Raw genomic sequence first — 26345 nt, 5'->3', positions numbered from 1 at the left:
CCTCTTTTTATAATAATTCAGAGTATTTTAATATGTGGGTGATCCGAACATTTACATCTATAGTTATTTTTATTCCCCCCACATTGCAAGCGGGTGGCATGGAGTTGTCTGGTCAATCCATTTGGCCTTTTTTTGAAAAAGGCAATTATGCCGAATTAACCTTCGCCCGTTTAAATGCAGATATTTCAGGTCAAGTCCAAAATCAAGCTGAATTGGCTGAAATTGGGGTCACTGACTTTTCCACCGGAAACTTTGTGGAAAACCGTAATTTTGTACAGGCTGCTTTAAAATTTCAGCCTCATCCGAAAGTTTCATTCGGTCTCATCTTTGATCAACCCTTTGGTGTCGATATCCAATACCTTTATCGCCCCAATACCGTGATTGGACCGATTGAGATTGAAGCTACAGATATCAATTTTGACAGTCACAATATAACTAGCCTATTTGGCTATCAGCCTAATCCTTCGTGGCAAATTTATGCAGGTCTCGGCATACAAAGCTTTGAAGGCAACTTAGATGTGTTTGGACAAAGTTTCTATTTTTTAAATGGATACCGCGCAGAGTTTGAAAAGGATCATGCCCTAGGTTGGCTTGCAGGTCTAAGTTATCAAATTCCTGAATACGCATTACGCAGTAGCCTAACATATCGCTCGGCAATTAAACATCAAGTGCATGTAAATGAATCGATTCAGAACCAACCTATTCACTTGACGACAGCAAATAAAACTAAGATAGAAACACCCGCTTCAGTCAATCTGGATTTCCAAACAGGACTTTCCCCCCAAAGTCTGCTGTATGCTTCACTGCGCTGGGTCAATTGGAGTGACTACATCATTCAGCCGACTCAGTTTGCCGCCATTATTGAAAGTGCAGCGCAATATGCCCCTGAAATTGCTTCCTTTAACATGATTCAATATCAAGAAGATCAATGGACTGGGAAAATTGGCATTGCGCATCAATTCAGTTCGCGCTGGGTCTCTACCCTTGATATAAGCTGGGACTCAGGGAACGGCAATACAGCTTCGACCTTAAGCCCTGTCGACGGTTACTATGGAGTTGGTCTAGGCGCCCTCTATTACTGGCAACCTCAATCCTTCTTTGCTTTAGGAACACAGTATTTACGCTTTAACAAAGCCAAAACTGTACAGGATGCTGGAGCAAATACCAAACTTACTACTTTATATTCAGTGAATCAAAATGATGCATGGGTATTTGGTGGAAAAATCGGACATCACTTTTAGTTGATATTGTATGAATGTTTAAAAAAACGGGCATTTAGCCCGTTTTTCTAGAATAAGATTATCTCTTAGAAGTGATAACTTACACCGAGTTTCGCCACTGGCATCCACTCATATTTATCGTCGTTTTCGACATTACGTTCGTGTTCAGCCAATAACGCCTGATCCGCTGCTGTACCACCGACACCTGTCAGTTTAGCTTGTGGATTACCTGTGTAGTAAGCACCTACCTCACCAAACACACCAACCTTGTCATTGATTTTAGGTGCAAAACCAAGACCTAAGTAAGGTGCAATGTCATTGTTATAGCTAACCTTACCTGTCACAGACTCAAAACTGGTTGGAGTCCCATCAATCTCGATATTACCGCTACCTGCTTTAGATTTGAGCGTATATTCACTATCGACATAACCCACACCTGCTGCCATATAGAGTGAATTTGCCCACATGTTCGAGCTTGTACCCCAAGGTCGTACCTCAGCATTTAAATATGTAAGGTTATTCTTCATGTCCATGTCGTATTTTACGCCATCAACAGACAAGTCATCTGACCAAGAAACATCACCACCATTGTAACCTAGAGTTACGCCCACATAAGGGTTAGCGGTCCAAGTGACTGCTCCACCATAACCTGTTGTTCCTGCTTCAGCACGAACAGAAGTAGGAATAAGCTGATTAGAAACACGACCATCATTAATTACAGGTTCTTCTGCCATTGCAGTCCCTGCAAAAGCGGTCATTGTTGTTGCAATTGCAATTAAACTTAATTTTTTCATTGCTGGTCTCCTCAGAAGATTAAACTTTTAATCGTGAAGTTGTTTTGATGAACTCATCCTAGACCAGAACTTCGGTGCTTTTTATGAACGATTTGCTTAGTTTTTGTTAACTTTTGATACATATTTCATAAAATATAGTTTGCAAACACTTATTTGTTTAACAACTTATACAATTTAACATAGGTTTTTACTGAACTACCTTAATTATTAATTCCGATGCTAAGACGATTTTTCATCTATTTTTGGGCAAATATAGTGTAAAATCTTCAAAATTTTTTTGGAAGGAAGATCATGTCTCAGCTTTCGACAATTATCGAACAAGCCTTTGAAGACCGTGCTAATTTCACAGCAGCAGACTGTTCTGCTGAAATTCGTGACGCTGTAGAACAAGCGATTGCAGGTTTAGATAATGGCTCATTACGCGTAGCTGAAAAAATCGACGGCGAATGGGTTGTTCACCAATGGCTTAAAAAAGCAGTGTTGTTATCGTTCAAATTAAACGACAACAAGCCAATTGAGTCTTGTGATCTTCGTTTCTACGACAAAGTTGACACTAAATTCTCTGGTTGGACTGAAGAACAGTTCAAAGCTGCGGGCGTACGTGTTGTACCACCAGCAGTTGCACGTAAAGGCAGCTTCCAAGCAAAAAATGTGGTGTTGATGCCATCTTATGTCAACATTGGTGCTTATGTAGATGAAGGCACAATGGTTGATACATGGGCAACTGTAGGTTCATGTGCACAAATTGGTAAAAACGTTCACCTGTCTGGTGGCGTAGGTATCGGTGGCGTACTCGAACCATTACAAGCAAACCCAACCATTATTGAAGACAACTGCTTCATCGGTGCACGTTCTGAAATCGTTGAAGGTGTGATTGTTGAAGAAGGTTCTGTCATTTCAATGGGCGTATTCATTGGTCAATCAACCAAGATTTATGACCGTGAAACTGGTGAAATCCACTACGGCCGCGTACCAGCAGGTTCCGTGGTTGTTTCTGGTAGCCTTCCTTCTAAATGCGGTACTTACAGCTTATACGCTGCAATTATCGTGAAAAAAGTTGACGCGAAAACTCGTGCTAAAACGAGCTTGAACGAATTATTACGCGAAGACTAATTTTTCAAACTGCTTTTCGGTCTCTACGGTCAGGTATGGTCGTAGAGATTTTTATTTTTCTATCTTGTGGTTATCTTGTGCTATGAATACTCTCCGATCTTCAGCTATTCCTGTTTCTGATCCGGCTGCGGGCTTACGCATCACGGAGATTTTTTATTCATTACAAGGTGAAGCCAATACAGCAGGACTGCCAACAGTATTTATCCGTTTAACAGGTTGTCCACTACGCTGTACTTATTGTGATACCACTTACTCTTTTGAAGGTGGTGAGCGCCAATCGCTCGAACAAATTATTCAAACCACACTCGATTTTAAAACGCCCTATGTCTGCGTGACAGGTGGTGAACCCCTCGCACAGCCGAATGCTTTACCGTTAATGCAACGTCTAGCAGATCTAGGCTGTGAAGTATCTTTAGAAACCAGTGGTGCTTTAGATGTTTCTAAAGTTGACCCTCGTATTTCTAAAGTTTTAGACCTTAAAACTCCAACTTCGGGTGAAGAACAACGTAATTTAATCAGTAATCTAGATCATCTTACTCAACATGATCAGATTAAGTTCGTGATTTGCAACCGTGAAGATTATGAGTGGTCAAAACTACAGGTCGCACAATACCAACTACAAGATAAAGTCAGTACCATTTGGTTCTCCCCTGCTTTTGCTGTAGAAAAAGGTGCTGTGCGCTTACCACAACTTGCGCGTGATTTAGCGCAATGGATTTTAGAAGACCATCTCCCTGTTCGCTTCCAATTACAGTTACATAAATTGTTATGGAACGATGAAACTGGTCGTTAATTGCTTTTAAATATTTTGGAGATTTGCATATGCGCCCTCGTGCCATAGTCTTGTTATCAGGCGGCTTAGACTCAACTACTTGTTTAGCTTGGGCGCAAGCACGTTATGAATGTATGGCTATTAGTTTTATGTATGGTCAACGCTCTACCACAGAGTTAGATGCTGCAAAAGCCCTAACACAACGTGTTGGTGTTGAACATCGTATTATTAATATTGATTTAGGTAACTTAGGTGGTTCTGCTTTAACAGACCATAGCATTGATGTACCAGAACAACTCCAAGAAGGTATTCCTGTAACTTATGTTCCAGCACGTAACACCATTTTCTTATCTTATGCTTTAGCAGCAGCAGAAGTTTTTGGTGCAGAAGCCATTGTAATTGGTATCAATGCTGTTGATTATTCAGGTTATCCTGACTGTCGACCAGAATATATTGAAGCTTTTGCCAATATGGCACGCTTGGCAACCAAGGTGGGTGTTGAAGGAAAACCTCTTAAATTTGAAACACCTCTGTTACATTTATCCAAAGCAAATATCATTCGCTTAGGTATAGAACATGGCGTAGACTATAGTCAAACGGTGTCTTGCTACCAAGCAGATGACCAAGGACGTGCTTGTGGTAAATGCGACAGCTGCCGCTTACGCAAACAAGGCTTTGAAGATGCAGGCGTAGCAGACCCAACACGTTACATACCGTAATTACAGGGTACAGTTTATGAAAAATTTAAAATCAAACATTATTCTTTCTACATTGGTTTCTGCAGCTGCATTGTTCGCAACAGCTTCACATGCTGCTGAGTCAAACAAATTACAAGAAGCCTATAAAAGCACCAATGTAAAAGCTGCGTTAATTAATGTTTGTAAAGAAGAAACAGCTAAAGGTAATAAATTATCTAGCGCTGAAGTAAGCAAATACTGTACTTGTGCAGTCGAGGCAGATGGTAAATTGACCAATGCTCAAAAATGGGAAATTCAAAGCGCAATTAATCAAAAGAAAAGTCCAAGCACCTTGGCTTTTGTTCAAAAGCAGAATAAAGATTTACAAGCCTGCTTTGGCCCTCAGTTAACGACAAAATTAAAGTCATTAACTGAAGCGGCAGTGAAAAACGCGCAAGCGAAAAAATAATTCGCTCAATATGAATGAAGCCTGCTTTATGCAGGCTTTTTCTATGTCACAAAATTGATAGAACTTGAAACTATGTGCAATGAATGGAATACAAACGCTCAAGGTCAAAAATTTATTGCGTCCTATAGTGGCGGTAAAGACAGCAGCCTCGCCCTCTATCAAGCCATGCAAATGGGTGAAGCCGTTGCACTAATAGTGATGCTTGAAGAGCAAGGCTTGAAATCTCGTTCGCACGGTATGTCCTTGGACATTATCCATGCTCAAGCCAATGCGATTGGATTACCCATTTTTACAGCTTCCGCCACTTGGCAAGATTATGAAAGTCATTTTATTCAACTGCTACAAAAAGCCCAAATCTTAGGCGCAGAAACGTTGGTTACAGGCGATATTGACTTAATGGCACACGCAGAATGGAACCAATCTGTTTGCGATAAAAGTCAGCTCGGTTTATGTATGCCACTTTGGCAACGTCCACGTTTAGACATTGTGCAGGAATTTATTTCACTAGGATTTCAAAGCATTATTGTGACGGTCAATCTGAACTTAGGCATGAAAATTGAAGATCTGGGACAAATTCTGACACTGGACTATATACAAGAGCTTGTAGCCAGAGGAATTGCCCCTTGCGGAGAAGCGGGTGAGTTTCACACGACAGTGATTAATGGCCCAATTTTTAAACATGCACTCAACATTATGAAAGGTGATATTCTCTATTACGAAAATTACGCCTTTTTACCCCTTGAACTAGAACAACACCAGATTGAAGGATGAACCATGACAGAGACAATTCAACTTCCAAATCAAACTTTCCCAACCACTACAGGCGAAATCAACTTAACTGAAGTGCCTAGTGAATGGTTAATTGTTTATTTCTACCCGAAAGATTCAACACCAGGTTGTACCACACAGGCCGTTGGTTTTTCATGTTTAAAAGACCAGTTTGATGCACTGAAAACTACGATCATTGGTGTTTCACGCGATTCGGTTAAAGCCCATCAGAACTTTACCGAAAAACAGGCTTTAACCATTAATTTAATCAGTGATAAAGAAGAAGTTCTGTGCAAGCACTTCGATGTGATTAAAGAAAAGAATATGTATGGCAAACAAGTCATGGGCATTGAACGCTCAACCTTTATTTTCCATCAAGGCAAACTCGTAAAAGAATATCGTAAAGTCAAAGCTGCGGGACATGCAGAACAAGTTCTTGCTGATTTAAAAGCTTTACAAGCTTAATCAATAGAGCCGCTGTAATGATTACTCAACTCAGCGGCTTTTATCATTAAGTATTTAAAATTAAAGACAGCGCAATACTCCACATAATCAGGGCAATCAATCCATCCAAGATTTTCCATGCCTTCGGATTTTCAAAAACTGGCGTTAATAGTCGTGCTCCGTAGCCCAAACTAAAAAAGAATAACCATGATGCAGTCATGGTACCCAGTGCAAAATAGAGTTTACTCTGCTCAAATTGTGTCGAGATAGAACCGATCAGTACCACTGTATCCAAATAAACATGTGGGTTTAGCCAAGTTAATGCTAAACATACCAACAAGATCTGACCTAAATTGGTCTCATTTTGCTGTGCTGCATGCAACCCCTGATTCGATTTGAATGCTGCTAACAAATGTTGCAAGCCATACCAAAATAAAAATAATGCCCCCGCCCACTTTGCCATTCCGAGTACAGACGGGTAATGCTGAAGTACCACAGAAAAACCTGTGATTCCTAATAAAATTAAAATTGAATCGGACAGCGCACAAACAAAGCAGACCCAAAATACAGATTGTTGTTTTAAGCCCTGTTTTAAAACAAAAGCATTTTGCGCTCCAATCGCTACAATCAGACTAAAACCAACCGCGATGCCCTGTAAATACGTTTGTAACATGACTTTTTCAACTCTATTTTTGCTCCATCGCATTATCAATCATTTTTTATTTAACTAAATAAAACTAAAAAAATATCAATTTAACTCAATTTATCTTAGATTACAGCCATAGCTTATTCATGAATAAAAACCGAGCCCTTCCATGCTAAATAGTAAACAATGTGATGCGTTTTTAGCTGTCGCTGAAACAGGCAGTTTTGATTTGGCCGCCGAACGCTTATGCATTACGGCTTCGGCAGTCACTATGCGTGTACAGAGTTTAGAAAAATCCTTGGGGCATTTGTTGATTGTGCGTGAGCGTCCTTGCCGACCTACTCAGGCGGGTCTATCTTTATTGCACTATTTACAGCACAGTAGATTGCTTGAACAAAATTTAATGCAAAATTTAACGGGTAAATCCGCTGAATCTGCATTTTATCAAATCAATATTGCTACCAATGCTGACTCCCTTGCTACTTGGTTATTACCCTTACTCAAACAAAACTTGATTGAAAACAAAATTGTGCTGCAATTTCAAGTTGATGATCAGTCACATACACATCACTTACTTGAAGCAGGGCTAGTGAATGCGTGCTTGACCACTGAACCTAAGCCAATGAAAGGATGTATCGCAGCCTATTTGGGTAAAATGGATTATCGCTTTGTTGCAACACCACAATTTAAACAACAATGGTTTAAACAAGGGGTAAATCGAGAGACTTTACGTCTTGCCCCTGCCCTGATTTACAACGAAAAAGATTTCATGCATACAGGCTTTATCCAGCAAAAATTTGGACTTAACCCAACCCAATACCCCCATTTTTTTATTCCCTGTTCGACTGCATTCGTGGATGCAACTGTGATGGGTTTAGGCTATAGCTGGCTTCCAGACTATCAAGCAAATCAGTATTTACAGTCGGGCAAACTCATCGAAATTTCAGAAGATTTAAGCATCGACTTAGCGCTCTATTGGCATCATTGGAAACAACAATCGGCTCAACTTGAGCAACTGACACAGCTCTTGACCCAAAAAGCTCAGGAGCTTCTGAATTAATTCAGTCGCTTTTTTTCCATTGTCCAATCACCTGAATCTTTACTTTTTCACCAACACCACCGAAAGCTTTTTTCATGCCAAAATCGCTACGGCGGATTAGAGTATACGCTTCTACATCTAACAGATCTGAATTATTCGAATTTGGAACTAATTTGGCATTAAACGAAATTGGATGAGTCACGCCTCTTAAGGTCAAATTGCCGAGAATCTGATAACGATGATCTCCAAGCGCTTTAAATTGAGTGCTGCTAAATGTCGCAGTTTTATATTTTTCTACATAGAATAGGTCTGGGCCCAAAACCATCTGTTTGAATGAGGGTTTATTTAAGTCGATACTGGTGATATCAAGTATCACCTCGGCTGTGGCTTGTTCAGGTTGTTGCGGATTAAACTGTAGGCTGGATTGGACTTTTTCAAACTGACCTTTCATAAAAGTCATGCCAAATGTATCTATATGAAAACTGACTTCAGAATGGGGGGTTAAATGCCACGAACTTGCCCGAGCAAATTGCATAGACATAAATATGGCAAGTACATAACCGCACCTAGAAAACCATAATAGAAATGAAGTTCCATAAGGTTCAACATGACACATCATATCCATTCCCTCATACGAGGTGATGAAAATATAGTTTACTCAAGATTGGTTTTGTCTTGGGTCTGGTATTTGTGTTGTAATTGTTGATAGATCACGCTTTGCATAAAGTTTTGTAAAAATGCAATCGTACCTTGTGGGAAAGTCTCTTCCCAAATTTCACCACGATAAAAAGCTTCGCGCATCGGTGTTGCAGACATCGCACCTTCTAAACTATCAATTTCAACCATTTCCCATTCTGGAAAAAGTTCTAAATAATAAGAAGATTCATCTTTAAAGTGCCCAATCAGCCCAACCTTATGTTCAGGCTGTACTACATTTGCCACTAAACTTTTGACCAAATTCACCCATTTTTTATCATTATAAACATCAACAACATGTACAAAATGAATTCGCGCTGCATCTTGCGCAGAGAAATTCGACAAAATCATCTGTTCACGTTCTTGGGCGGTAAATGGGTTTTTAATATTCCGTTCCATCTGCGCCGAACCCAATGCCAAAATAACATGGTCACTCAGTTCCAATGCAATTTGAATGGTTCGCATATGTGCCAAATGAAAGGGCTGAAAACGACCAATAAATACCAGATAATCAAATGTATGTTTCATAGAGAATGAACTTTTTTATGAACTCATCAGTAGCAGCGTTATTGTTTAAGATACGACATAATGGCTCATAAAATTTAACTAAATTTTAAAGCAAGGATAGTACGATGACGCTCAGTTGTATTCAACAACCACATGAACATTTAAATGCAAATTTAGACAACGGTATTTTGACTTTAGCCATTAACCGTCCAAAAGCAAAAAATGCATTGTATGGTGAATTGTATTTATGGATTGCTCAAGCCCTTGATGAAGCAGATCAATCTAAAGATGTACGCGTGGTGATTTTACGAGGTGAAGATGCCGATTTCACTGCGGGAAATGACATGCAAGACTTTATGCAATTCATTCAATCCCCATTACAAGGTAAAGCTGGCGATGCACCGCCATTTGTGGTGTTAAAAGCAGCAGCACGTTTCTCTAAACCATTAATTGCTGCGGTGCGTGGTGTAGCGATTGGTATTGGCGTGACTATTTTGCTTCATGCTGATCTTGTGTATAGCGACCAAACTGCTTTATTCCAAATTCCATTTGTGAGTCTTGGACTTTCACCTGAAGGTGCAGCCAGCCAATTACTGATTCAACAAGCGGGTTACCACAAAGCGGCTGAGTTGTTGTTTACTGCACAAAAATTTAACAGCGAAAAAGCCGTTGCTGCGGGTCTAGTCAACAGTATTGAAGAAGATGTTTATGCAGCTGCACTCAAGCAAGCGCAAATTTTAGCGGCACTACCTTTGGCATCTTTACGTCAAACCAAGGCACTCATGAAACATAATCTAGACAGCATTGTGGACTGTATTGACCATGAAGCCGAGATTTTCATGAAACGGGTATCTTCACCAGAAATGGCTGAAGCCGTTGCTGCATTTATGCAAAAGCGTAGACCTGATTTTTCTCAATTTAACTAATTGGGTATCAAAGGGGGGCATTTTGCCCCTTTTGTTTTAGCTCACTGAAATACAACAACAGGGGCACTACACCCGATATATTCTAAAACGACAACATTTAAAATTTATAAATCTCATGACAAATACCAACCAACCTAACTTCATTACAGATGAATCAGGCAAATCTCGTTACTACGAGCCTGCCCCGCAAGATATTGATGTTGCTAATTTCCGTAAGGTCATTGAAAGCCGCCGCTCAGTACGTAAATTTACTGATCGCACAATTCCTAGCGACATTTTGGATGCCTGTTTAGATTTAGCGCTGCTCGCACCCAACTCATCCAATTTACAACCGTGGACTTTTTATGTCGTACAAAGCCCGAGCAAGAAAAAGCAATTGGTAAAAGCCTGCCTAAACCAATTGGCAGCAAAAACCGCGGCTGAACTAGTTGTCTGTATTGCGCGTACGGACCGTTTGGATGATATGGCAAAACGTAACATCAGTGAATTTCCGTTCCCCGAAACGCCACCCGCGGTGCAAAAATATTATCGAGTGATTCCCTACAACTACAAAACAGGCTATTTCAATGCGTTAGGCAACGTCAAAAAAGTCGTATTCAAATTGGTTCGAACATTTGATAAGCAATTGCCTGTTACTGCTTTTAACTCTGCCGATGCTAAATTATGGGCAAGTAAAACCACAGCGTTGGCGTGTGAAAATCTGGTTTTGGCTTTGCGTGCCTATGGTTTTGATAGCTGCATGATGGAAGGTTTTGATGAGCCAATGGTTCGAAAAATCTTAAAACTAAATGACCAGCAATATCCTGTCATGGTCATTGCAGCAGGCGAACGTGCGAAAGACGGCGTGTTTTTCCCACAATACCGTTTTGATCGTGAGTTATTTATTCAGAAGGTTTAACGATTTTTCTAGATGGAATCTTTTCAATAAGATTCTAGTTAATAGAATAACCTTCGGTTCGACCTACTTTTCTTTTGGGAAAAGTAGGCAAAACCTGAGGTGCGACTATAGCAGCGCAAGATCTGCAAAACTCGGCTAATACCGTTTGCATTTCAATGCATCACAGAACCATTTTTTCATAATTCGTTCTGTCTCAAACAATTGCAGATGACATTTCCGTGTATCTAATTTTCAGTTTGTAAAAGCTATTTGGGCTAAATATCCAACATTTGAATAAACTCAAAAGCTGGTTCTTCATAAGGATGACTGGTTTTAAGCGCCTGAGCCACTGCTTTGGCATGAGCTTCTGGCACAATCGTTTCTACTCGCCATTCAGGCACTTGCTCCAAACTGTCCAGCTCACCAATGAATGGATTTGCCCCCTGTACAGGCTTAAACTGTCCCATACCCAGAACTTGCCATGCACAGTGTTCATAATGACCAATTCCCCCAGCCCCTGCTGAAAAAATGGCTTGTTTAGTCGACTCGAGGTGACTCTCTGGAACGTAGTAAATTAATTTCAGCATGAGTTCCCTTTTTTCAAATTTATGAGTGTGTATATTGTGGAATGATTACTTCTTAAAACACAAGTGACCGTTCTTACTTCACAAACCATATGATTTCTAACATCAAATTAAAAATGACATTGCATACCTGATAATCAAACTTCAGTAAAAATAAGTATTTTGATGTTTCATCCACAATTTCAATAAAGCACATTTATTTATTAAATAATAATTGTTATCATTTGCATTAATATTTAATCAACTCCTGTCTCCCGATGCTCTCTCATGAATAATTCAAGTGCGCCAGACCAGCCGATAGTAACCCCCTCACTTAAAATCAAATCCAAAGTACCGACTGATGCAACGCTGCTCAAATATCGTTGCATGGTGTTTTACCGTTTTGTTTTAGCCATTTTCGGTGGCTATCTACTTTCAGCCCTGACTGCAATTGTTATTGCGAAAGCATCTATCGACTATCAAGCGACTGCTGCAATCGCCGCAACGCTATTGGCTTTTTGCATTCATTGCGCCGCATTTATTTGGGTATTTATGGTGCATAAAACGCTCAAAGCCAGCCTTGGTATTTTTATTCCATGCCTCGTTCTTTGGCTAACTTCGCAATTTTTAGGGGCTTGATATGCGTCCAGATGACAAAGTTGAAGGCCCTCGTCAGTCCATGTCGTGGTTACACACGTGGGCAAGTCTGATTTTAGGTTGGCTGCTATATGCCATTTTTGTAACGGGCACGCTCAGTTTTTTCCAGAACGAAATTACCGTATGGATGAAACCAGAACTGCATCAATCCGTCGCCAATAATACCCAAATCCAACAAACTCAAATTGCATTAGATTATCTGCAAAAGAACCATCCTCATGCAGGCAGTTGGATGATTACTCTGCCAAATTCTCGTCAAACCACCACTGAAATTATGATTCGTAAACAAGGCGAAGATCCACGTGCTCGACGTGGTGGTGAACGTATTAGTTTAGACAGCCAAACTGGAGAAGTTTTACAGGCACGAGATACGCGTGGCGGCAGTTTTCTCTATCGTTTCCATTTTGAACTGTACGGATTACCACGACTTTGGACTCGTTGGTTAGTAGGATTAGCCACCATGCTCATGCTGGTTGCAATTGTGAGCGGCATCATTACTCACAAAAAAATCTTCAAAGACTTTTTTACGTTCCGTTCGGGCAAAGGACAACGTTCTTGGTTAGATGCGCATAATGCAACCGCGGTCTTTGCACTGCCCTTTCATATCATGATCACCTTCAGTGGTTTATTACTCCTGATGTTCATGTTTATGCCTTGGGGAATTAATCAGATCTATTCAGATCGTCAAGAATTTCTCAAAGATTTACGTCCACAGATCAATACTCAACCATCCAAGCCACCATCAGAATTACGTGGTTCTGGACGGGGTGAACAAGAGCGTGGTGAGCATGGACGTCATAAAAGAGAAGCAGAACCTCAAGCGGCACCAATGGCTGATCTTATTCCAATGTTGAACTATGCAGCATCGCAGTGGCAAAACAATCCCATTGGTTCAATTCAAATCATTGCCCCAAATACCACGGCAGCGAGTGTCGAAATTAAAGCACTGTATGCAGAAAGTGTCATTGCACGAAATATTATGCCCACGTTTACCTTTAATGGAATGACTGGTATCAACACGACAGAGCAAAATTCACCTTATCGGACTTCAGTTCCAATGGGTATTTATAATGTCGTGACTGTTTTACATGAAGCACGTGGCCTAGATTTAACCCTGCGTTGGTTATTATTTAGTTCAGGGATTCTGGGCACTTTAATGGTCGCAACAGGGCTTATTTTATGGTGTGTCAAACGTGCGCCACAACAACAAAAACAAGGTTATAAATCTTTTGGTTATCGCTTAGTTGAAGTCACCAATATTACGGCAATTATTGGTTTACCTTTGGCTTGTACAGGTTATTTTTACGCAAACCGATTATTACCAGTGCAACTCGAAACACGTTTGGATTGGGAAATTAATATTTTCTTGATTACATGGTTATGCTGCCTCATTTATGCCATTTTCCGCACCCATCGTCAGGCTTGGTTGGAATTACTCGGGTTCGCGACCATCATGTTTGCTTTGCTGCCTGTTTTAAATGCACTGACAGGTGGTCATGCGTTATGGCTCAGTATTGCAGAAGGACAATGGATGATTGCCAGTTTCGACCTCATGGCATGGGCTTTGGCATTCATCTTTGGCATGGCTTATCTTAAAGTCAAAAATCATAAAGGATTAACTGCCAAAAAAACCAAAACAGCTCCTCGACCACAGGAGCTAACATCATGATGTCCTTTTTATTGATTTGGTCATTATCTAGCTTAGCCTTTATTGCCTTAGCCAGTTCGATGTCGAAACATCAAAAACAGATTTTTGGCAATGAACTCAACGCCATACAAACGCGCTACGCCACAATCATAGGATGGCTACTACTCACCTTTAGTCTAGTGATATGTATCCTGTCAGGAAAACTCAGCAATATGCTCAGTTTCTGGGTAGGTGTCCTCAGTTTTGCTGCGTTATTTGTGGGTGTATCTTTGAGTTATTTTGAGCAGAAAATCAAAGCCTTTACGCTTGCACTTTGTATGCTTAGTCTCATGAGTGCAACGATACTGTGGTTTTAATGCTGCACTCCGTCAAAACTTTTAGGCTATAATCACTCGGCCAATCTTCGGATTGGCTTTTTTAATTGACTGCCTTTGGAATTTCTATGTCTCAACTTCCTTCTATTTCAGCAGAACTCATTAATCGTGCAATTGCTGGTAATGCAGCAGCACAGTTCGAGGTTGCCACTTTATACATGGAAAGTGAAGATGAACAGCACATTGAACTTGCCGAAGAATGGGCACTGAAAGCTGCTGCAAATGGTCATGTCGAAGCCATGTACTGGCTCGGTGAAGGCTATACTGTTTATGCAAAAGAACTGCTAGAAGAAGATCCAGAAGAAGCAAAATATTATTTTGAACAAGCCTACCATTGGCTTAAGCAAGCCAGTAGCGTCAAACATGCGGCTTCCATTTTAGAACTTGCAGGTTTCTACCGTCGTGGCGATGTGGTCGAAAAAGATGTTGTAAAATCTGTAGCCTTGGTACAACAAGCCGCAGAGCTGGGTGAAGTACAAGCCATGCGCGACTTAGCTTGTATTTATGCTCATGGTTTAGGCGTTGAAATTGACGAAGCCAAAGCAGATGGGTGGAACAATAAAGCGCAACAAGCTAGCTAAGCTTGAGTAATAAAAACAGAAACTCTTTTTGAAACGGGTTTCTGTTTTAATATCCTCTATTTACGAACGGACATGAACAAAAATAAGGTCTAAATCTCGCTTTGGTAGAAAATTCTTTTTCCTCATTTCAAAACGTGTTGGGCTAATTTTTTTGACTTCTCCGTCCCAACAAAATGACACCAACTCCCCCGCATCTCGCTCTACGGTCAGTTTAAAATCTGCTATCGGTTTTGCCCAATTTGCCCCTGTTGTTAAAATATAACTTAATGCTTGATAGGGCGCGTGCTGTGCCTTGGCTTTGGCAAGTCCCGCTTTAAAGTGCTGATCCATACAGTAGGTTTTTTCATCTTCTTCTGGATAAAGTGATACTGAACCACCTACCAATGGTGCATATTGATGCTGAATACGCGTAGTACTGTTTGCTTTAAAATTTTGCTGCCAACTATAAATAACCTGCGCTTCCCAATAGATTTCATCACCTGCTTGATAAGGTTTTAACAATTGCTGCACTTGAGGTTCTTTACAGGCAAACATCCGACCACTGTAATCAACGTCTTGCTGCATATTCCACGGATACAGCAAATCGTGTTCAGTAAATCCACATTTCTTTAAAGCACTGGTCACATCAATAGGATCAGCTTCCCAATTCACTTCACCTTGCTTGGTCAGCGTGGGTAAAAAAGCCCGTACATGCTGCTGTGGTTGAATGCTTTTACCATTGGCTTGTATTTTAAAACTTTGCAGCAAATGTTCAGTATTCGCAAAATCGCTTTCACGTGAACTTCCGACACGAGGTAAAGGAAATAAGACCATTTCTTGAATATCTTGATCTGTCAGATTCTTAAATTGATAATCCACGCGAATCTGCTTTTTACTCACAAATAAATCTTCACTTTGCATGGAGATTTTAGGATTTTTCAGATATTGCACACCACCTGTCGCCACAAAACCTGTACTATCATTGGCATTGACCCAACCGCACAGACACAAGAGCCCTAAACCATAACCCCATTTCATCTTATTCATCCTTCTTCTATTTCTAGTTCTTCAATACTATATAGGTAAGTCCATAATTGATAATCAGATCAATATTACACTTCACCCTTGATATTCAACTCTACTCAATAGCATGACTTTATCCATTCTAGAGCTTAACCAAATAGATAAAGTCAACGTTCGAATCATTTAGTTCAGCGTAGTCGATTGAAGTTTCACCTCACGATCATCAATCACAATCGCTTGTCGGCAAATACCTTCTGCTTTTCGTTGCTGTTCAAACACTAAGGCAGGCATTGGTTCAAAATTATCAAAGAAACAAATTTCCTGATCATCGATTGAATAGACCAAGGACTGGTTGCCCACTTCATCTAATGTGTCATAGTAGACAATCACCATTTTACCCTGCTCAATCTGGGACTGGATCTGGGTATAGCTCAGCGCAGGCTCAATTGGGATACGTAAAGCTTTCGCTTCGGCATAACTTTGTCGTTCGGTTCGGTCAATATTCGGGTCGGGGTCGGTATGGAAAGAAACGTGAAATCCAATCTTCTTTAAAGCGACCGCTAATGCAATGGTAAATGTACCATCTTGACGATCATGTCGGCATAATTTAATCAATTCATTCATATCGACATGTGTACCATGATGCTGTAACAACATCCAAACGGCAAATACACCACAATTCGCTTCTAGATTCAGCAAAGAATCAGGAATCTCTAAAGCCATACGTTCACTCTCAAGATAATATGAGGCGGATGATATATAAATTGATCGATAAAATTAAGATTTATTAAAACATAGTCGCTTTATAGTTCATTTTTACATAGTTTTCTTTATCGTCATGGTGCATTTTTGAGATACATGAATAAAATCCAACCTGCAAACAATATTGTCCACCCGACAATAAAGAATACAGCGATAAATACATAGCGTTTAGGTTTAGACCACGTTTGAATTGTATGAGATGGATTGATGGTTTTCTTTATCATTAAGCCTAAAGCCGCCAATAAGGCAAAGATACTAATAAGCTGCAAGCCCCATAAAATTTTTGCCAACCACGAACCACGTAGGTCAAACCATTGCTGTGAATAAAAATACATAGATTTTTGTGGTTGAGCTGGGTTAACCAACACCATCGCCTGACCATTTAAAAATTGATTTTTCAACTTAGATTCAGTGAGTTGACGCAGTCCTAGTTGTTCATCTGTCAACAACATTGAATATTGACGTACCAAGTCACTTTGTTCCTCCAAATAATATTTATCCTGATATTCATATTGATAAATCACATTCATATAGGCATAACTCACACTTCTCGAACGCCGATAAACATTTGATTGTGAATCGATGAGTTGAACCTGACTGACATGCTGCCAATGAGGATGCGTCCATTCAAATTCTTTTAATTGTAATTTAGGAGAAGCACCCCAAATCATCTGAAAAAATACATAACAAATAAAAATTGAAATAAATTGAAATAGAATCCGATGTTTTGATATATATTTTCTAAGGATTAACAAATAAATAGCAAAATGAAATACGACGGCATAAACCACTATGCGTAGATTTTCTCCGTAGAAAAACATCAAATAAAGCCCAAAAACTACTGCGATTCCCCCAAATATCTGTACTACATTTTCTTTTACAGTATCCAACTTTTCATTCATCCATTCATTTCACATATTTATATTTATCAGTAGATAAGTTTAAGACATCACAATTCTGCTGAATACAGTTGATACGTTTTTATACAATCTTCATTGGAACAAAACCAAAATGTGGGTACAATACTCCGCAGTCGAGGGATGCTGCGACTTTTTCACAGGCTGATTTTCAAAAACAGTAATGTGAAATCGCTAGGCTCGACGATTCGGTTAGACATTCGTGCTAATCAACAACGGCATCCGCGAACATAATGATCAATTTTTATTTTTAATTAAGGAGATCGTAATGAACGCGGTTAATGCTTCATTTACAGATTACAAAGTTGCTGACATCACTCTAGCTGACTACGGCCGTAAAGAAATCAAACTTGCAGAAGCAGAAATGCCAGCATTGATGGGGCTACGTAAGCGTTATGCTGCTGCAAAACCACTTGCTGGCGCAAAAATCCTTGGTTGTATCCACATGACCATTCAAACTGCTGTTCTTATTGAAACATTAGTTGAATTGGGCGCAGAAGTTCGTTGGACTTCTTGTAACATTTTCTCTACTCAAGACCACGCTGCTGCTGCAATCGCTGCTTCTGGTGTACCTGTATTTGCTTGGAAAGGTGAAACAGAAGAAGAATATGTATGGTGCTTAGAGCAACAAATCAATGTGAATGGCAAACCTTGGGATGCCAACATGATTTTGGATGATGGCGGCGACTTAACTGCACTTGTACATGACAAGTATCCAAATGTTTTAGCTAAAATTCACGGTATTACTGAAGAAACCACGACAGGTGTTCAACGTCTGCTTGAAATGTGGAAAGACGGTTCACTTAAAGTTCCTGCAATCAACGTTAACGACTCAGTAACTAAATCTAAAAATGACAACAAATACGGTTGCCGCCATTCATTAAATGATGCCATTAAACGTGCAACAGACATGCTCCTTTCTGGTCGTCGTGCGCTTGTGATTGGTTATGGTGACGTAGGTAAAGGTTCTGCACAATCTCTTCGTCAAGAAGGCATGATTGTACGTGTAACTGAAGTTGACCCAATCTGTGCAATGCAAGCATGTATGGATGGTTACGAAGTTGTTGCTCCTTACAAAAACGGCGTTCAAACAGGTAAAAAAGAAGACATTAATCTTGACCTTCTTCAAAATACTGACCTAATTGTAACGACAACGGGTAACTACCACGTATGTGACGCTGCAATGTTAGATACATTAAAAGCAGGCGCTGTTGTATGTAATATCGGTCACTTCGATACTGAAATCGACACAGCATATTTACGTGGTTACAAGTGGGTTGAAGTTAAGCCACAAGTTCACCAAGTTTACCGCTCTGAAAATGACAGCGATTACCTCATTCTTCTTTCAGAAGGTCGTTTAGTTAACCTTGGTAACGCGACTGGTCACCCTTCACGCGTTATGGATGGTTCATTTGCCAACCAAGTCTTGGGTCAAATGCACTTATTTGCTGAAAAATTTGCTGATCTTCCTGAAGATCAAAAACAAGCTGCGATTCGTGTAGAACTTCTACCTAAGAAATTAGATGAAGAAGTTGCTGCGGCAATGGTTGCTGGTTTTGGTGGTGTCTTGACTCAATTGACTCAAGAACAAGCAGACTACTTAGGTGTAGCGGTTGAAGGTCCATTCAAATCGGACGCTTATAAATACTAATTTTTCATCTCTGCTAAATCCTCTCCTGTCAGGAGAGGATTTTTCCCTGAATTAAATACCGCAAGGTTCCCCCTCTCCCTCTAGGAGAGGTTTCAGGCTGAGGGTAAAAATTAATACAAGCATTTATAAAAAAGGATTTGAACATGTCGAAACACATTCCTATTTCTTTTGAGTTTTTTCCGACCAAAACGGATGCGGGCGCAGAAAAACTGAAAGTCGTACACCAAGAATTACAACTCCTAAACCCTGAGTTCTTCTCAATTACTTATGGTGCTGGCGGCTCAACTCGTGAACGTACCTTAGCTGCTATTGCTGAATTTAATGGTAAAGGCACACCAGTTGCACCACACTTATCTTGTATTGGCGATGACAAAGCTCGTATCGCTGAATTACTCGACATCTATAAAGCCCAAGGTATTGACCGCATCGTGGCTTTACGTGGGGATTTGCCTTCTGGTCAGGTTGGTCTAGGTGAATTACCTTACGCTACAGATTTGGTTCGCTTTATTCGTGAACATTCAAATGATCACTTTCACATTGAGGTTGCTGCATATCCTGAAATGCATCCGCAAGCAGAAAGCTTTGATTTAGATATTCAACGTTTTTGCGATAAAGCCAATGCAGGTGCTAACGCTGGTTTAACCCAATTCTTCTTTAATCCAGATGCCTACTTTTACTTTGTAGATCGTATTCAAAAAGAAGGTGTAAATATTCCAATTGCACCTGGCATTATGCCAATTACCAATGCAAGCAACTTGATTCGCTTTGCAGATGGAACGGGCGCTGAGATTCCACGCTGGATTCGCAAGCAACTAGCAACTTATGGTGATGATACGGCAAGCATTAAAGCTTTCGGCCATGAAGTTGTGGTCAAACTTTGTGAACGCCTGATTGCTGGTGGTGCTCCAAGCTTGCACTTTTACACGATGAATACTACTGATCCAACTCGTCAGCTTGTCACTGACCTTGGTTTAGCTTAATCCTAACTTGACGAGTTGTACTTTATGCCACGTTTTTATATTGAAGCTGAATTAGCGGTTGATACACAGATTGAACTGACCGAAACTGTTTTTCATCATTGGTGTAAAGTACTACGCGCGCAAGTGGGAGACCAAGCCACCTTGTTTAATGGGCAAGGGGGAGAATATAACGTTGAACTCACTGATGTATCGAAAAAGTCGGCCAAAGTTCAAGTATTGACATTTAACCCATCCAATCGTACTCCTGCTATTCATACCTTACTTGGTCAAGTGATGAGTAAAGGCGACCGTATGGATTATGCCATTCAAAAAGCTGTTGAACTGGGTGTATCCGAAATTCAACTGTTGACTTCTGAACGCTGTGAAATGCGCTTGAAATATGACCGTGACCAAAAGAAGTTAGATCATTGGCAAGGCATTGCGATTGCAGCCTGTGAACAATGTGGCATGAACATTGTGCCAAAAATTCTTGCACCACTCAGTTTAGAGAAATGGCTTGCGTCTGAACTGCCAGAGACTAAACTTGTGCTCGCACCTAATAAGGATGAAACAAGTCCTTTGAGCAACGCAAAGGCAAATATTGCACTGCTCATTGGGCCCGAAGGTGGTTTAAGTGAAACCGAAATTCAAACTGCAAATGAGGTTGGTTTTGTTAACTGGTGCATCGGCGAGCGAGTATTACGTACCGAAACAGCCCCTGTTGTTGCATTAGCCATCCTAAATTACAGTGTTAGACCATAGTTTTTCTAAAAAGACGAAAATACGGATAGATAAGATTGATATTTATGCATAACCTGATTAATCTAAAAGTGATTCAATGCATTGTGATTTTATTAAAAGACTAAGTAAATAAATGGAACGTATAACCTATACAGTATCTAGAACAAAACAAAAATAAGGTTATGAATGTTATGCCCGATTTTTTAGATGCGAATCTTAGATCGCAGTTACAAGCTGCGCAAATTCATAATTCCATAAGGCATATCCAATTATTTTTGGTGAGTATTCTCATTATTTTTTTATATGTTTATTGTGTTTACCAATTTAATTTTTCGCACTTTTCTCTCTATTTTAATGTTTGGTTCTTGCTCACAGAGCTCTTCGTTGGCAGTTTTTGGATACTGACCACAACTCGATTTAAATTTGAACAATACACCATCTCCCAAGCACATCACTGGGTGCAATTTCTCTGCCTAGGAACAGGTATTCTGATTGCTACTGGAATCAGTCTAATTTATTACTATTTACCTCAGGTCAATCCAAGTTTTGAACCTGTCCACGCTTTAACATTATCGGCCTTACTGTTAATCGTGACTCAAGCATTAGCACTTACCTTCTTAACCCAACGGCTTGATTATTTTTGCTTAATTTTCATTCCATCTATTGTTCCCTATTTTATATCTCAATTTATACTTACTGATCAAATTAACCAATTATTTCATCTGACCGTGAACTTCGTTCTCATCGTCATTTTATTGTGTGCCAATTCAACTGTACGAATTCATAAACGCTTATCTGCTTTATATTTGCACAATGGTCAACTCATAAAAAATGCTGAGCAACAAGTGATTCGGACTGAAGAATTATGCGAACAACTGCAAAATGAAATGAACAAATCTAAAGAAATTGAATTACAACTACAGCAAAATAACCAGCACTTAGAGCAAAAAATTCAAGAACGTACTTTTGATATTGAACAAATGAACCGTAATCTAGAAAATCAGCAACAAAACTTGGATCTTGCCCATGAAATCGCAGGTTTAAAACCTTGGGACTGGAATATTAAAAAACGTCACATATCAGTCAGTAACTACCAGCAGCAAAAAAAGCGTAAGCATTCAAAAGAACACAGTATTCAGCTACAAAACATCATTCATCCAGATGATTTGTTGTGTTTTAAAAAAGCGTTAAAACAGCATCTTCGTGCCGAGACCGATCGTTATGAAGCTACCTATCGTGTACAGCAACCCAATGGTGAATGGACGTGGGTACATGATATTGGACGTGTGATTGAACGTGATCCAACCAATAAGAAACCTTTGCGTATGGTGGGTATACAGCGTGATATTCATCAGGAACGTACCGATCAAGAGCGTTTAAAACTGGCTGCCAGTGTCTTAGAGCAAGCAGCTGAAGGTATTTTCATCCTCGACAAACATTTAAATTATGTCAATGTAAACCCTTTTTATGAAAAGATCACAGGCTTTGATAAAGACCAATTTTTAGGTCAGCATCTTTTTGCAATCACATCAAACCATAAATCCTCACAGCAACAAAATCATCAGGCAATTTTGGAGCAATTAGCCCGTACAGGGGAATATGATGGCGAGCTCACTGAAAAATTTAGCACAGGGAAAGAACTGACATTTTGGCTACATATCAATGCCATACAGGATGAGCATAATCGTGTCATAAACTATATTGGGATTGTTTCTGATCTGACAGAACGTAAACTTCAGGAACAACGCTTATCTTATTTAGAAAATTACGACACATTAACGGACTTACCAAACCGTTTTTATTATAATTATCAACTACATCAATACTTAGTATCTCATCAAGCTTCCATTCAACAGCTTGCTGTGATTCGACTCAATATTGACCGCTTCCGCCCCCTTAATGAATATTTAAGCAATAATGGTGGCGATGAACTGTTAAGACAAGTCGCTCAGCGTCTGCGTTTAACAAACACGGATGCACTGTTCTTAGCACATTTAAATGGTGATGATTTTGCCATTGTGTATGAGATTTCTCATATCCGCCCTTCTATTCAACAACATTGTCAGCGTATTCAAGATGCTTTTGCCGAACCTTTTGAGATTTTTGGACAAGAACATATTATTACCGTATCAATGGGTATCTCATTCTATCCTGAACATGGTCGACAACTTGATTATTTAAATAATTGTGCTGAACAAGCCTTGACTGAAGCGAAACGTTTAGGCGGCCACACCATGAAATATTATTCGAGCGATAACACCGCTTTACTTGAACAAGGCATTTATTTAGAACGCGACTTACGCCAAGCCATTCGTAATGATGAGCTGGTTGTTTATTATCAACCTAAAATCGACTTTAAAGATCAACATGTTTATGGTTTTGAGGCTTTGGTTCGCTGGAATCATCCAACCAAAGGTATCATTCCGCCCGCACTTTTTATTCCAATGGCAGAGAAAACTAGTTTAATTTCAGATATTGGAAGAATTGTCATTCGTAAAACAGCTAAGCAAATTAGCTATTGGAATTCGATTGGTTTTAAAAATATTTGCGTATCTGTCAATGTCGTTGCTCAACAATTACAACGTGGACAACTTCTCTCTGATTTAGATGAAGCCATTGCAACGTATCAAATTTCTGGTGAAAGTTTAGAACTTGAAATTACTGAATCTTCCCTGATTGAAAATTCAAAAACTGTCAAAATATTATTGGACCAAATTAAGCAACGCCATATTAATATTGCCTTAGATGATTTTGGTACAGGCTATTCTTCTCTGGCTTATCTCGCAGATTTCCCAATTGATATTCTAAAAATAGATCGTGCCTTCATTGCCAACATTGGAGATGGCAAACAAGATGCCATTATTAGTGCCATGGTCGCCATGGGTAAAGCAATGGGATTAACAGTCGTCGCTGAAGGAATTGAGACTGAACAGCAGCTCTGCTATCTGGAAAAACTACAATGCGACATTGCCCAAGGTTATCTTTTTTCTAAACCACTCTCTGAAAAAAATGCCACCGAATACTTGCAATTACATAAACTTATCCCTTCTTAGTCTAAGTCAATAGGCTTGAGGTCTAAGTTTGTGTAAAAAAGAAGCGTGTTCGACTGGGCTTAAAAGACAAGTAATGGTATATTCGAGCAAATTCAGCAAAACCACCAGCATACGCTGGACCACTCAGTAACAAACGAGATTCAGATGGACGATCAATCATTAAAACAGCAAGCTTTGTATTATCACGAGTTTCCAACCCCAGGTAAAATCAGTGTTACACCAAGCAAGCAGCTGGTCAACCAACATGACTTAGCACTTGCTTACTCCCCAGGTGTGGCTGCGCCTTGTTTAGAGATTGAACGCGACCCTTCAACTGCCGCCCTATATACTGCACGTGGTAACCTTGTTGCCGTTGTCAGTAATGGTACCGCAGTACTTGGACTAGGTAACATCGGTCCATTGGCGTCAAAACCAGTCATGGAAGGTAAAGGCGTCCTGTTCAAAAAATTTGCTGGTGTTGATGTCTTCGACATCGAAATCGCTGAAAATGATCCAGACAAAATCGTTGATATTGTTGCAGCATTAGAACCAACTTTTGGCGGGATTAACCTCGAAGACATTAAAGCGCCTGAATGCTTCTACATTGAGCGTAAACTTCGCGAACGCATGAATATTCCTGTGTTCCATGATGACCAACACGGTACTTCAATTATTGTAGGTTCTGCTTTATTGAATGCACTTCAGTTAAATGGCAAAAAAATTGAAGAAATCAAAATCGTTGCTTCTGGTGCAGGTGCTGCTGCTCTTTCATGTTTAGACTTACTTTGCGCAATTGGTGCAAAGAAAGAAAACATTATCGTTGCTGACTCACGTGGTCTACTTACAACCAAGCGCGAAGGTCTAGATGACTCGAAAAAACGCTATGTACAAGACATTGAAGGTACACAGCTAGCTGACGTGATTGCAGATGCAGACATGTTCCTTGGTCTTTCAGCAGCAGGTATCCTAACCAAAGAAATGGTTAAGGTCATGGCAAAAGATCCTATTATTTTTGCCCTTGCTAACCCAGATCCAGAAATTTTACCTGAACATGCACATGAAGTTCGTGATGACGTGATCATGGCAACAGGTCGTTCAGACTATCCAAACCAAGTAAACAATGCACTTTGCTTCCCATATATCTTCCGTGGCGCACTTGATGTGGGTGCAACAACCATTAACGAAGAAATGAAAATTGCTTGTGTATACGCAATTGCGCGTATGGCACACATTGAAGCAGATGCTGCAACTTATGGTGAAAAATCTGCATCTTTTGGTCGTGACTATTTAATTCCACGCCCACTTGATCAACGTCTAATCCTTGAAATTGCGCCAGCAGTTGCGCAAGCAGCTATGGATTCTGGTGTTGCAACACGTCCAATCGAAGATTTCTCGGCATATCGCCAACGTTTGTCTGAGTTTGTTTATAACTCTGCATTCATTATGAAACCGATTTTCGCTCAAGCAAAAACAGATCCTAAGCGTATTGCTTATGCAGAAGGTGAAGATCTACGTGTATTACGTGCTGTACAAATTGCTGTAGATGAAGGCATGGCGAAACCAATTTTGGTGGGTCGTACTGCGGTGATCGAAGCCAACATTAAGAAATTAGGTCTACGCTTAGAAAATGGCGTAAACATTGAAATTGTTGACCAAGAGAAAAACCCGAACTACGAAAAATTTGCTGAAGACTACTACGACATCATGCAACGTAAAGGGGTAACACCTGAATACGCACATCGTGAAGCACGTCGTCGTTCTACCTTAATCGCGGGTATGTTGGTTCGACATGGTCTAGCGGATGGTATGCTGTGTGGTACATATTCAAGCTATGACATTCATTTAGACTTCGTGAAAAATGTGATTGGCTTGAAAGAAGGTCGTACTAACTTCTTTACCTTAAATGCATTAATGCTTGAAGATCGTAACTTGTTCATTGCGGATACTTATGTAAATACGAATCCAACAGCTGAACAGTTGGCTGAAATGACCATTCTAGCAGCTGAAGAAGTGCGTCGTTTTGGTATTACTCCACGTGTTGCTCTACTTTCGCATTCTAGTTTTGGTTCAGATCAAAATGACCCAAGTGCACAAAAAATGCGTAAAGTATTTGAAATCTTGAGTGAAATTGCACCTGAACTTGAAGTTGAAGGTGAAATGCACGGTGATGCGGCAATGGACGAAACCATTCGTCATTTTGCCTTCCCGAACTCACGTTTCAAAGGTTCTGCGAACTTGTTAATTATGCCGAACTTAGATGCTGCCAACATTTCATTCAACCTATTGAAATCAACTTCTGGTAATAACGTTACTATTGGTCCTATTTTATTAGGTGCAGCGAAACCTGTTCATATCCTTACTCCAACGACTACAACACGTCGTTTAGTAAACATGACAGCATTAACTGTGGCTGAAATTCAGCAAGCTGAAACTGAAGCACTTTAATCTTTAGTGAAAAGCTCAAGTTATTGACTTGAGAAAACCTCTATTCTGTAGCATGATTGCTTGAA

At 40.0% G+C, this 26345-nt stretch carries 27 protein-coding genes; 19 read left to right on the top strand and 8 right to left on the bottom strand.

Features of this window, described 5'->3' with window-relative positions:
- The first annotated feature begins 32 nt into the window (after window positions 1–32).
- Window positions 33–1241 (top strand): outer membrane protein transport protein, encoded by a 1209-nt coding sequence (locus tag MP622_RS02715; protein WP_243792375.1) that lies wholly within the window; start codon window positions 33–35, stop codon window positions 1239–1241.
- Window positions 1242–1306: 65 nt separating this feature from the next.
- On the opposite strand, the gene carO is transcribed toward MP622_RS02715, so the two are convergent.
- Window positions 1307–2014: an ornithine uptake porin CarO gene (gene carO, locus MP622_RS02710; protein ID WP_131263450.1), complete on the bottom strand. Its 708-nt coding sequence runs from the start codon at window positions 2012–2014 to the stop codon at window positions 1307–1309.
- Window positions 2015–2305: 291 nt separating this feature from the next.
- Between carO and dapD the strand changes: the two genes are divergently transcribed.
- The 6 genes from dapD to MP622_RS02680 all read left to right on the top strand — a co-directional run bounded on the left by dapD (window position 2306) and on the right by MP622_RS02680 (window position 6278).
- Window positions 2306–3127 carry a 2,3,4,5-tetrahydropyridine-2,6-dicarboxylate N-succinyltransferase gene (gene dapD, locus MP622_RS02705; protein WP_016166858.1) on the top strand — a complete coding sequence of 274 codons (822 nt, stop codon included), beginning with the start codon at window positions 2306–2308 and terminating at the stop codon, window positions 3125–3127.
- An 82-nt stretch (window positions 3128–3209) separates the two neighbouring features.
- A complete protein-coding gene (gene queE / locus MP622_RS02700) occupies window positions 3210–3920 on the top strand; it encodes a 7-carboxy-7-deazaguanine synthase QueE (RefSeq protein ID WP_243792373.1) in 711 nt (236 codons plus the stop codon).
- Window positions 3921–3949: 29 nt separating this feature from the next.
- Window positions 3950–4618, top strand: a complete 669-nt coding sequence (gene queC / locus MP622_RS02695; RefSeq protein ID WP_044739960.1) for a 7-cyano-7-deazaguanine synthase QueC — start codon at window positions 3950–3952, stop codon at window positions 4616–4618.
- A gap of 16 nt (window positions 4619–4634) precedes the next feature.
- Window positions 4635–5045 (top strand): hypothetical protein, encoded by a 411-nt coding sequence (locus MP622_RS02690; RefSeq protein WP_016166861.1) that lies wholly within the window; start codon window positions 4635–4637, stop codon window positions 5043–5045.
- 72 nt (window positions 5046–5117) lie between these two features.
- Window positions 5118–5816, top strand: a complete 699-nt coding sequence (locus MP622_RS02685; protein WP_243792371.1) for a diphthine--ammonia ligase — start codon at window positions 5118–5120, stop codon at window positions 5814–5816.
- Between the two features lie 3 nt (window positions 5817–5819).
- A complete protein-coding gene (locus MP622_RS02680) occupies window positions 5820–6278 on the top strand; it encodes a peroxiredoxin (RefSeq protein ID WP_104441729.1) in 459 nt (152 codons plus the stop codon).
- 46 nt (window positions 6279–6324) lie between these two features.
- Here the strand turns inward: MP622_RS02680 and MP622_RS02675 are convergent, their stop codons facing one another.
- Window positions 6325–6930, bottom strand: a complete 606-nt coding sequence (locus MP622_RS02675; protein ID WP_243792369.1) for a LysE/ArgO family amino acid transporter — start codon at window positions 6928–6930, stop codon at window positions 6325–6327.
- Between the two features lie 142 nt (window positions 6931–7072).
- Between MP622_RS02675 and MP622_RS02670 the strand changes: the two genes are divergently transcribed.
- Entirely contained in the window at window positions 7073–7963 is an 891-nt protein-coding gene (locus MP622_RS02670) for a LysR family transcriptional regulator ArgP (protein WP_243792367.1), read from the top strand.
- 1 nt (window position 7964) lies between these two features.
- On the opposite strand, the gene MP622_RS02665 is transcribed toward MP622_RS02670, so the two are convergent.
- On the bottom strand, window positions 7965–8561 hold the full coding sequence (locus tag MP622_RS02665; RefSeq protein WP_243792366.1) for a YceI family protein: 597 nt from the start codon (window positions 8559–8561) through the stop codon (window positions 7965–7967).
- A gap of 35 nt (window positions 8562–8596) precedes the next feature.
- Window positions 8597–9166: a nicotinate-nicotinamide nucleotide adenylyltransferase gene (locus MP622_RS02660; RefSeq protein WP_243792364.1), complete on the bottom strand. Its 570-nt coding sequence runs from the start codon at window positions 9164–9166 to the stop codon at window positions 8597–8599.
- 104 nt (window positions 9167–9270) lie between these two features.
- Here MP622_RS02660 and MP622_RS02655 point away from each other — a divergent pair, with 104 nt between their 5' ends.
- Both MP622_RS02655 and MP622_RS02650 read left to right on the top strand, forming a co-directional pair.
- Window positions 9271–10071: an enoyl-CoA hydratase gene (locus MP622_RS02655; protein ID WP_151503767.1), complete on the top strand. Its 801-nt coding sequence runs from the start codon at window positions 9271–9273 to the stop codon at window positions 10069–10071.
- A 115-nt stretch (window positions 10072–10186) separates the two neighbouring features.
- Window positions 10187–10969 (top strand): nitroreductase family protein, encoded by a 783-nt coding sequence (locus MP622_RS02650; RefSeq protein WP_243792362.1) that lies wholly within the window; start codon window positions 10187–10189, stop codon window positions 10967–10969.
- Window positions 10970–11223: 254 nt separating this feature from the next.
- Here MP622_RS02650 and MP622_RS02645 read toward each other — a convergent pair whose 3' ends face one another.
- A complete protein-coding gene (locus MP622_RS02645) occupies window positions 11224–11535 on the bottom strand; it encodes an NGG1p interacting factor NIF3 (RefSeq protein WP_243792360.1) in 312 nt (103 codons plus the stop codon).
- 264 nt (window positions 11536–11799) lie between these two features.
- Here MP622_RS02645 and MP622_RS02640 point away from each other — a divergent pair, with 264 nt between their 5' ends.
- From MP622_RS02640 to MP622_RS02625, 4 genes are all read left to right on the top strand, one after another.
- Window positions 11800–12150 carry a hypothetical protein gene (locus MP622_RS02640; protein WP_243792359.1) on the top strand — a complete coding sequence of 117 codons (351 nt, stop codon included), beginning with the start codon at window positions 11800–11802 and terminating at the stop codon, window positions 12148–12150.
- 1 nt (window position 12151) lies between these two features.
- The gene (locus MP622_RS02635; protein ID WP_243792357.1) at window positions 12152–13837 is read left to right on the top strand and encodes a PepSY-associated TM helix domain-containing protein; all 1686 of its coding nucleotides are present in this window, start codon (window positions 12152–12154) and stop codon (window positions 13835–13837) included.
- Entirely contained in the window at window positions 13834–14172 is a 339-nt protein-coding gene (locus MP622_RS02630; RefSeq protein ID WP_243792355.1) for a DUF3325 domain-containing protein, read from the top strand. Before MP622_RS02635 ends, MP622_RS02630 begins: the two co-directional genes overlap by 4 nt.
- 86 nt (window positions 14173–14258) lie before the next feature.
- Window positions 14259–14771, top strand: coding sequence for a tetratricopeptide repeat protein (locus MP622_RS02625; protein WP_243792353.1), 513 nt, complete (start codon window positions 14259–14261; stop codon window positions 14769–14771).
- Window positions 14772–14831: 60 nt separating this feature from the next.
- Here MP622_RS02625 and MP622_RS02620 read toward each other — a convergent pair whose 3' ends face one another.
- From MP622_RS02620 to MP622_RS02610, 3 genes are all read right to left on the bottom strand, one after another.
- On the bottom strand, window positions 14832–15788 hold the full coding sequence (locus MP622_RS02620; RefSeq protein ID WP_243792351.1) for a DUF4424 family protein: 957 nt from the start codon (window positions 15786–15788) through the stop codon (window positions 14832–14834).
- A 168-nt stretch (window positions 15789–15956) separates the two neighbouring features.
- The gene (locus tag MP622_RS02615; RefSeq protein WP_044739946.1) at window positions 15957–16496 is read right to left on the bottom strand and encodes a cysteine peptidase family C39 domain-containing protein; all 540 of its coding nucleotides are present in this window, start codon (window positions 16494–16496) and stop codon (window positions 15957–15959) included.
- Window positions 16497–16609: 113 nt separating this feature from the next.
- The gene (locus MP622_RS02610) at window positions 16610–17206 is read right to left on the bottom strand and encodes a hypothetical protein (RefSeq protein ID WP_243792349.1); all 597 of its coding nucleotides are present in this window, start codon (window positions 17204–17206) and stop codon (window positions 16610–16612) included.
- 514 nt (window positions 17207–17720) lie between these two features.
- Between MP622_RS02610 and ahcY the strand changes: the two genes are divergently transcribed.
- The 5 genes from ahcY to MP622_RS02585 all read left to right on the top strand — a co-directional run bounded on the left by ahcY (window position 17721) and on the right by MP622_RS02585 (window position 26280).
- Window positions 17721–19103 carry an adenosylhomocysteinase gene (gene ahcY, locus MP622_RS02605; protein ID WP_016166879.1) on the top strand — a complete coding sequence of 461 codons (1383 nt, stop codon included), beginning with the start codon at window positions 17721–17723 and terminating at the stop codon, window positions 19101–19103.
- 143 nt (window positions 19104–19246) lie between these two features.
- A complete protein-coding gene (gene metF / locus MP622_RS02600) occupies window positions 19247–20083 on the top strand; it encodes a methylenetetrahydrofolate reductase [NAD(P)H] (protein ID WP_016166880.1) in 837 nt (278 codons plus the stop codon).
- 24 nt (window positions 20084–20107) lie between these two features.
- Window positions 20108–20824 (top strand): 16S rRNA (uracil(1498)-N(3))-methyltransferase, encoded by a 717-nt coding sequence (locus MP622_RS02595; RefSeq protein ID WP_044739943.1) that lies wholly within the window; start codon window positions 20108–20110, stop codon window positions 20822–20824.
- Window positions 20825–20994: 170 nt separating this feature from the next.
- The gene (locus tag MP622_RS02590) at window positions 20995–23856 is read left to right on the top strand and encodes an EAL domain-containing protein (protein ID WP_243792347.1); all 2862 of its coding nucleotides are present in this window, start codon (window positions 20995–20997) and stop codon (window positions 23854–23856) included.
- A gap of 144 nt (window positions 23857–24000) precedes the next feature.
- Complete coding sequence (locus tag MP622_RS02585) at window positions 24001–26280, top strand: NADP-dependent malic enzyme (RefSeq protein ID WP_016166883.1); 2280 nt, start codon at window positions 24001–24003, stop codon at window positions 26278–26280.
- Window positions 26281–26345: the final 65 nt, after the last annotated feature.

The organism is Acinetobacter sp. PK01 (assembly GCF_022819285.1).
GTDB classification, from domain to species: Bacteria; Pseudomonadota; Gammaproteobacteria; order Pseudomonadales; family Moraxellaceae; genus Acinetobacter; species Acinetobacter tandoii.
The sequence above is the reverse complement of the archived record's forward strand: the minus strand, read 5'-3'. Positions and strand labels throughout refer to the sequence as shown.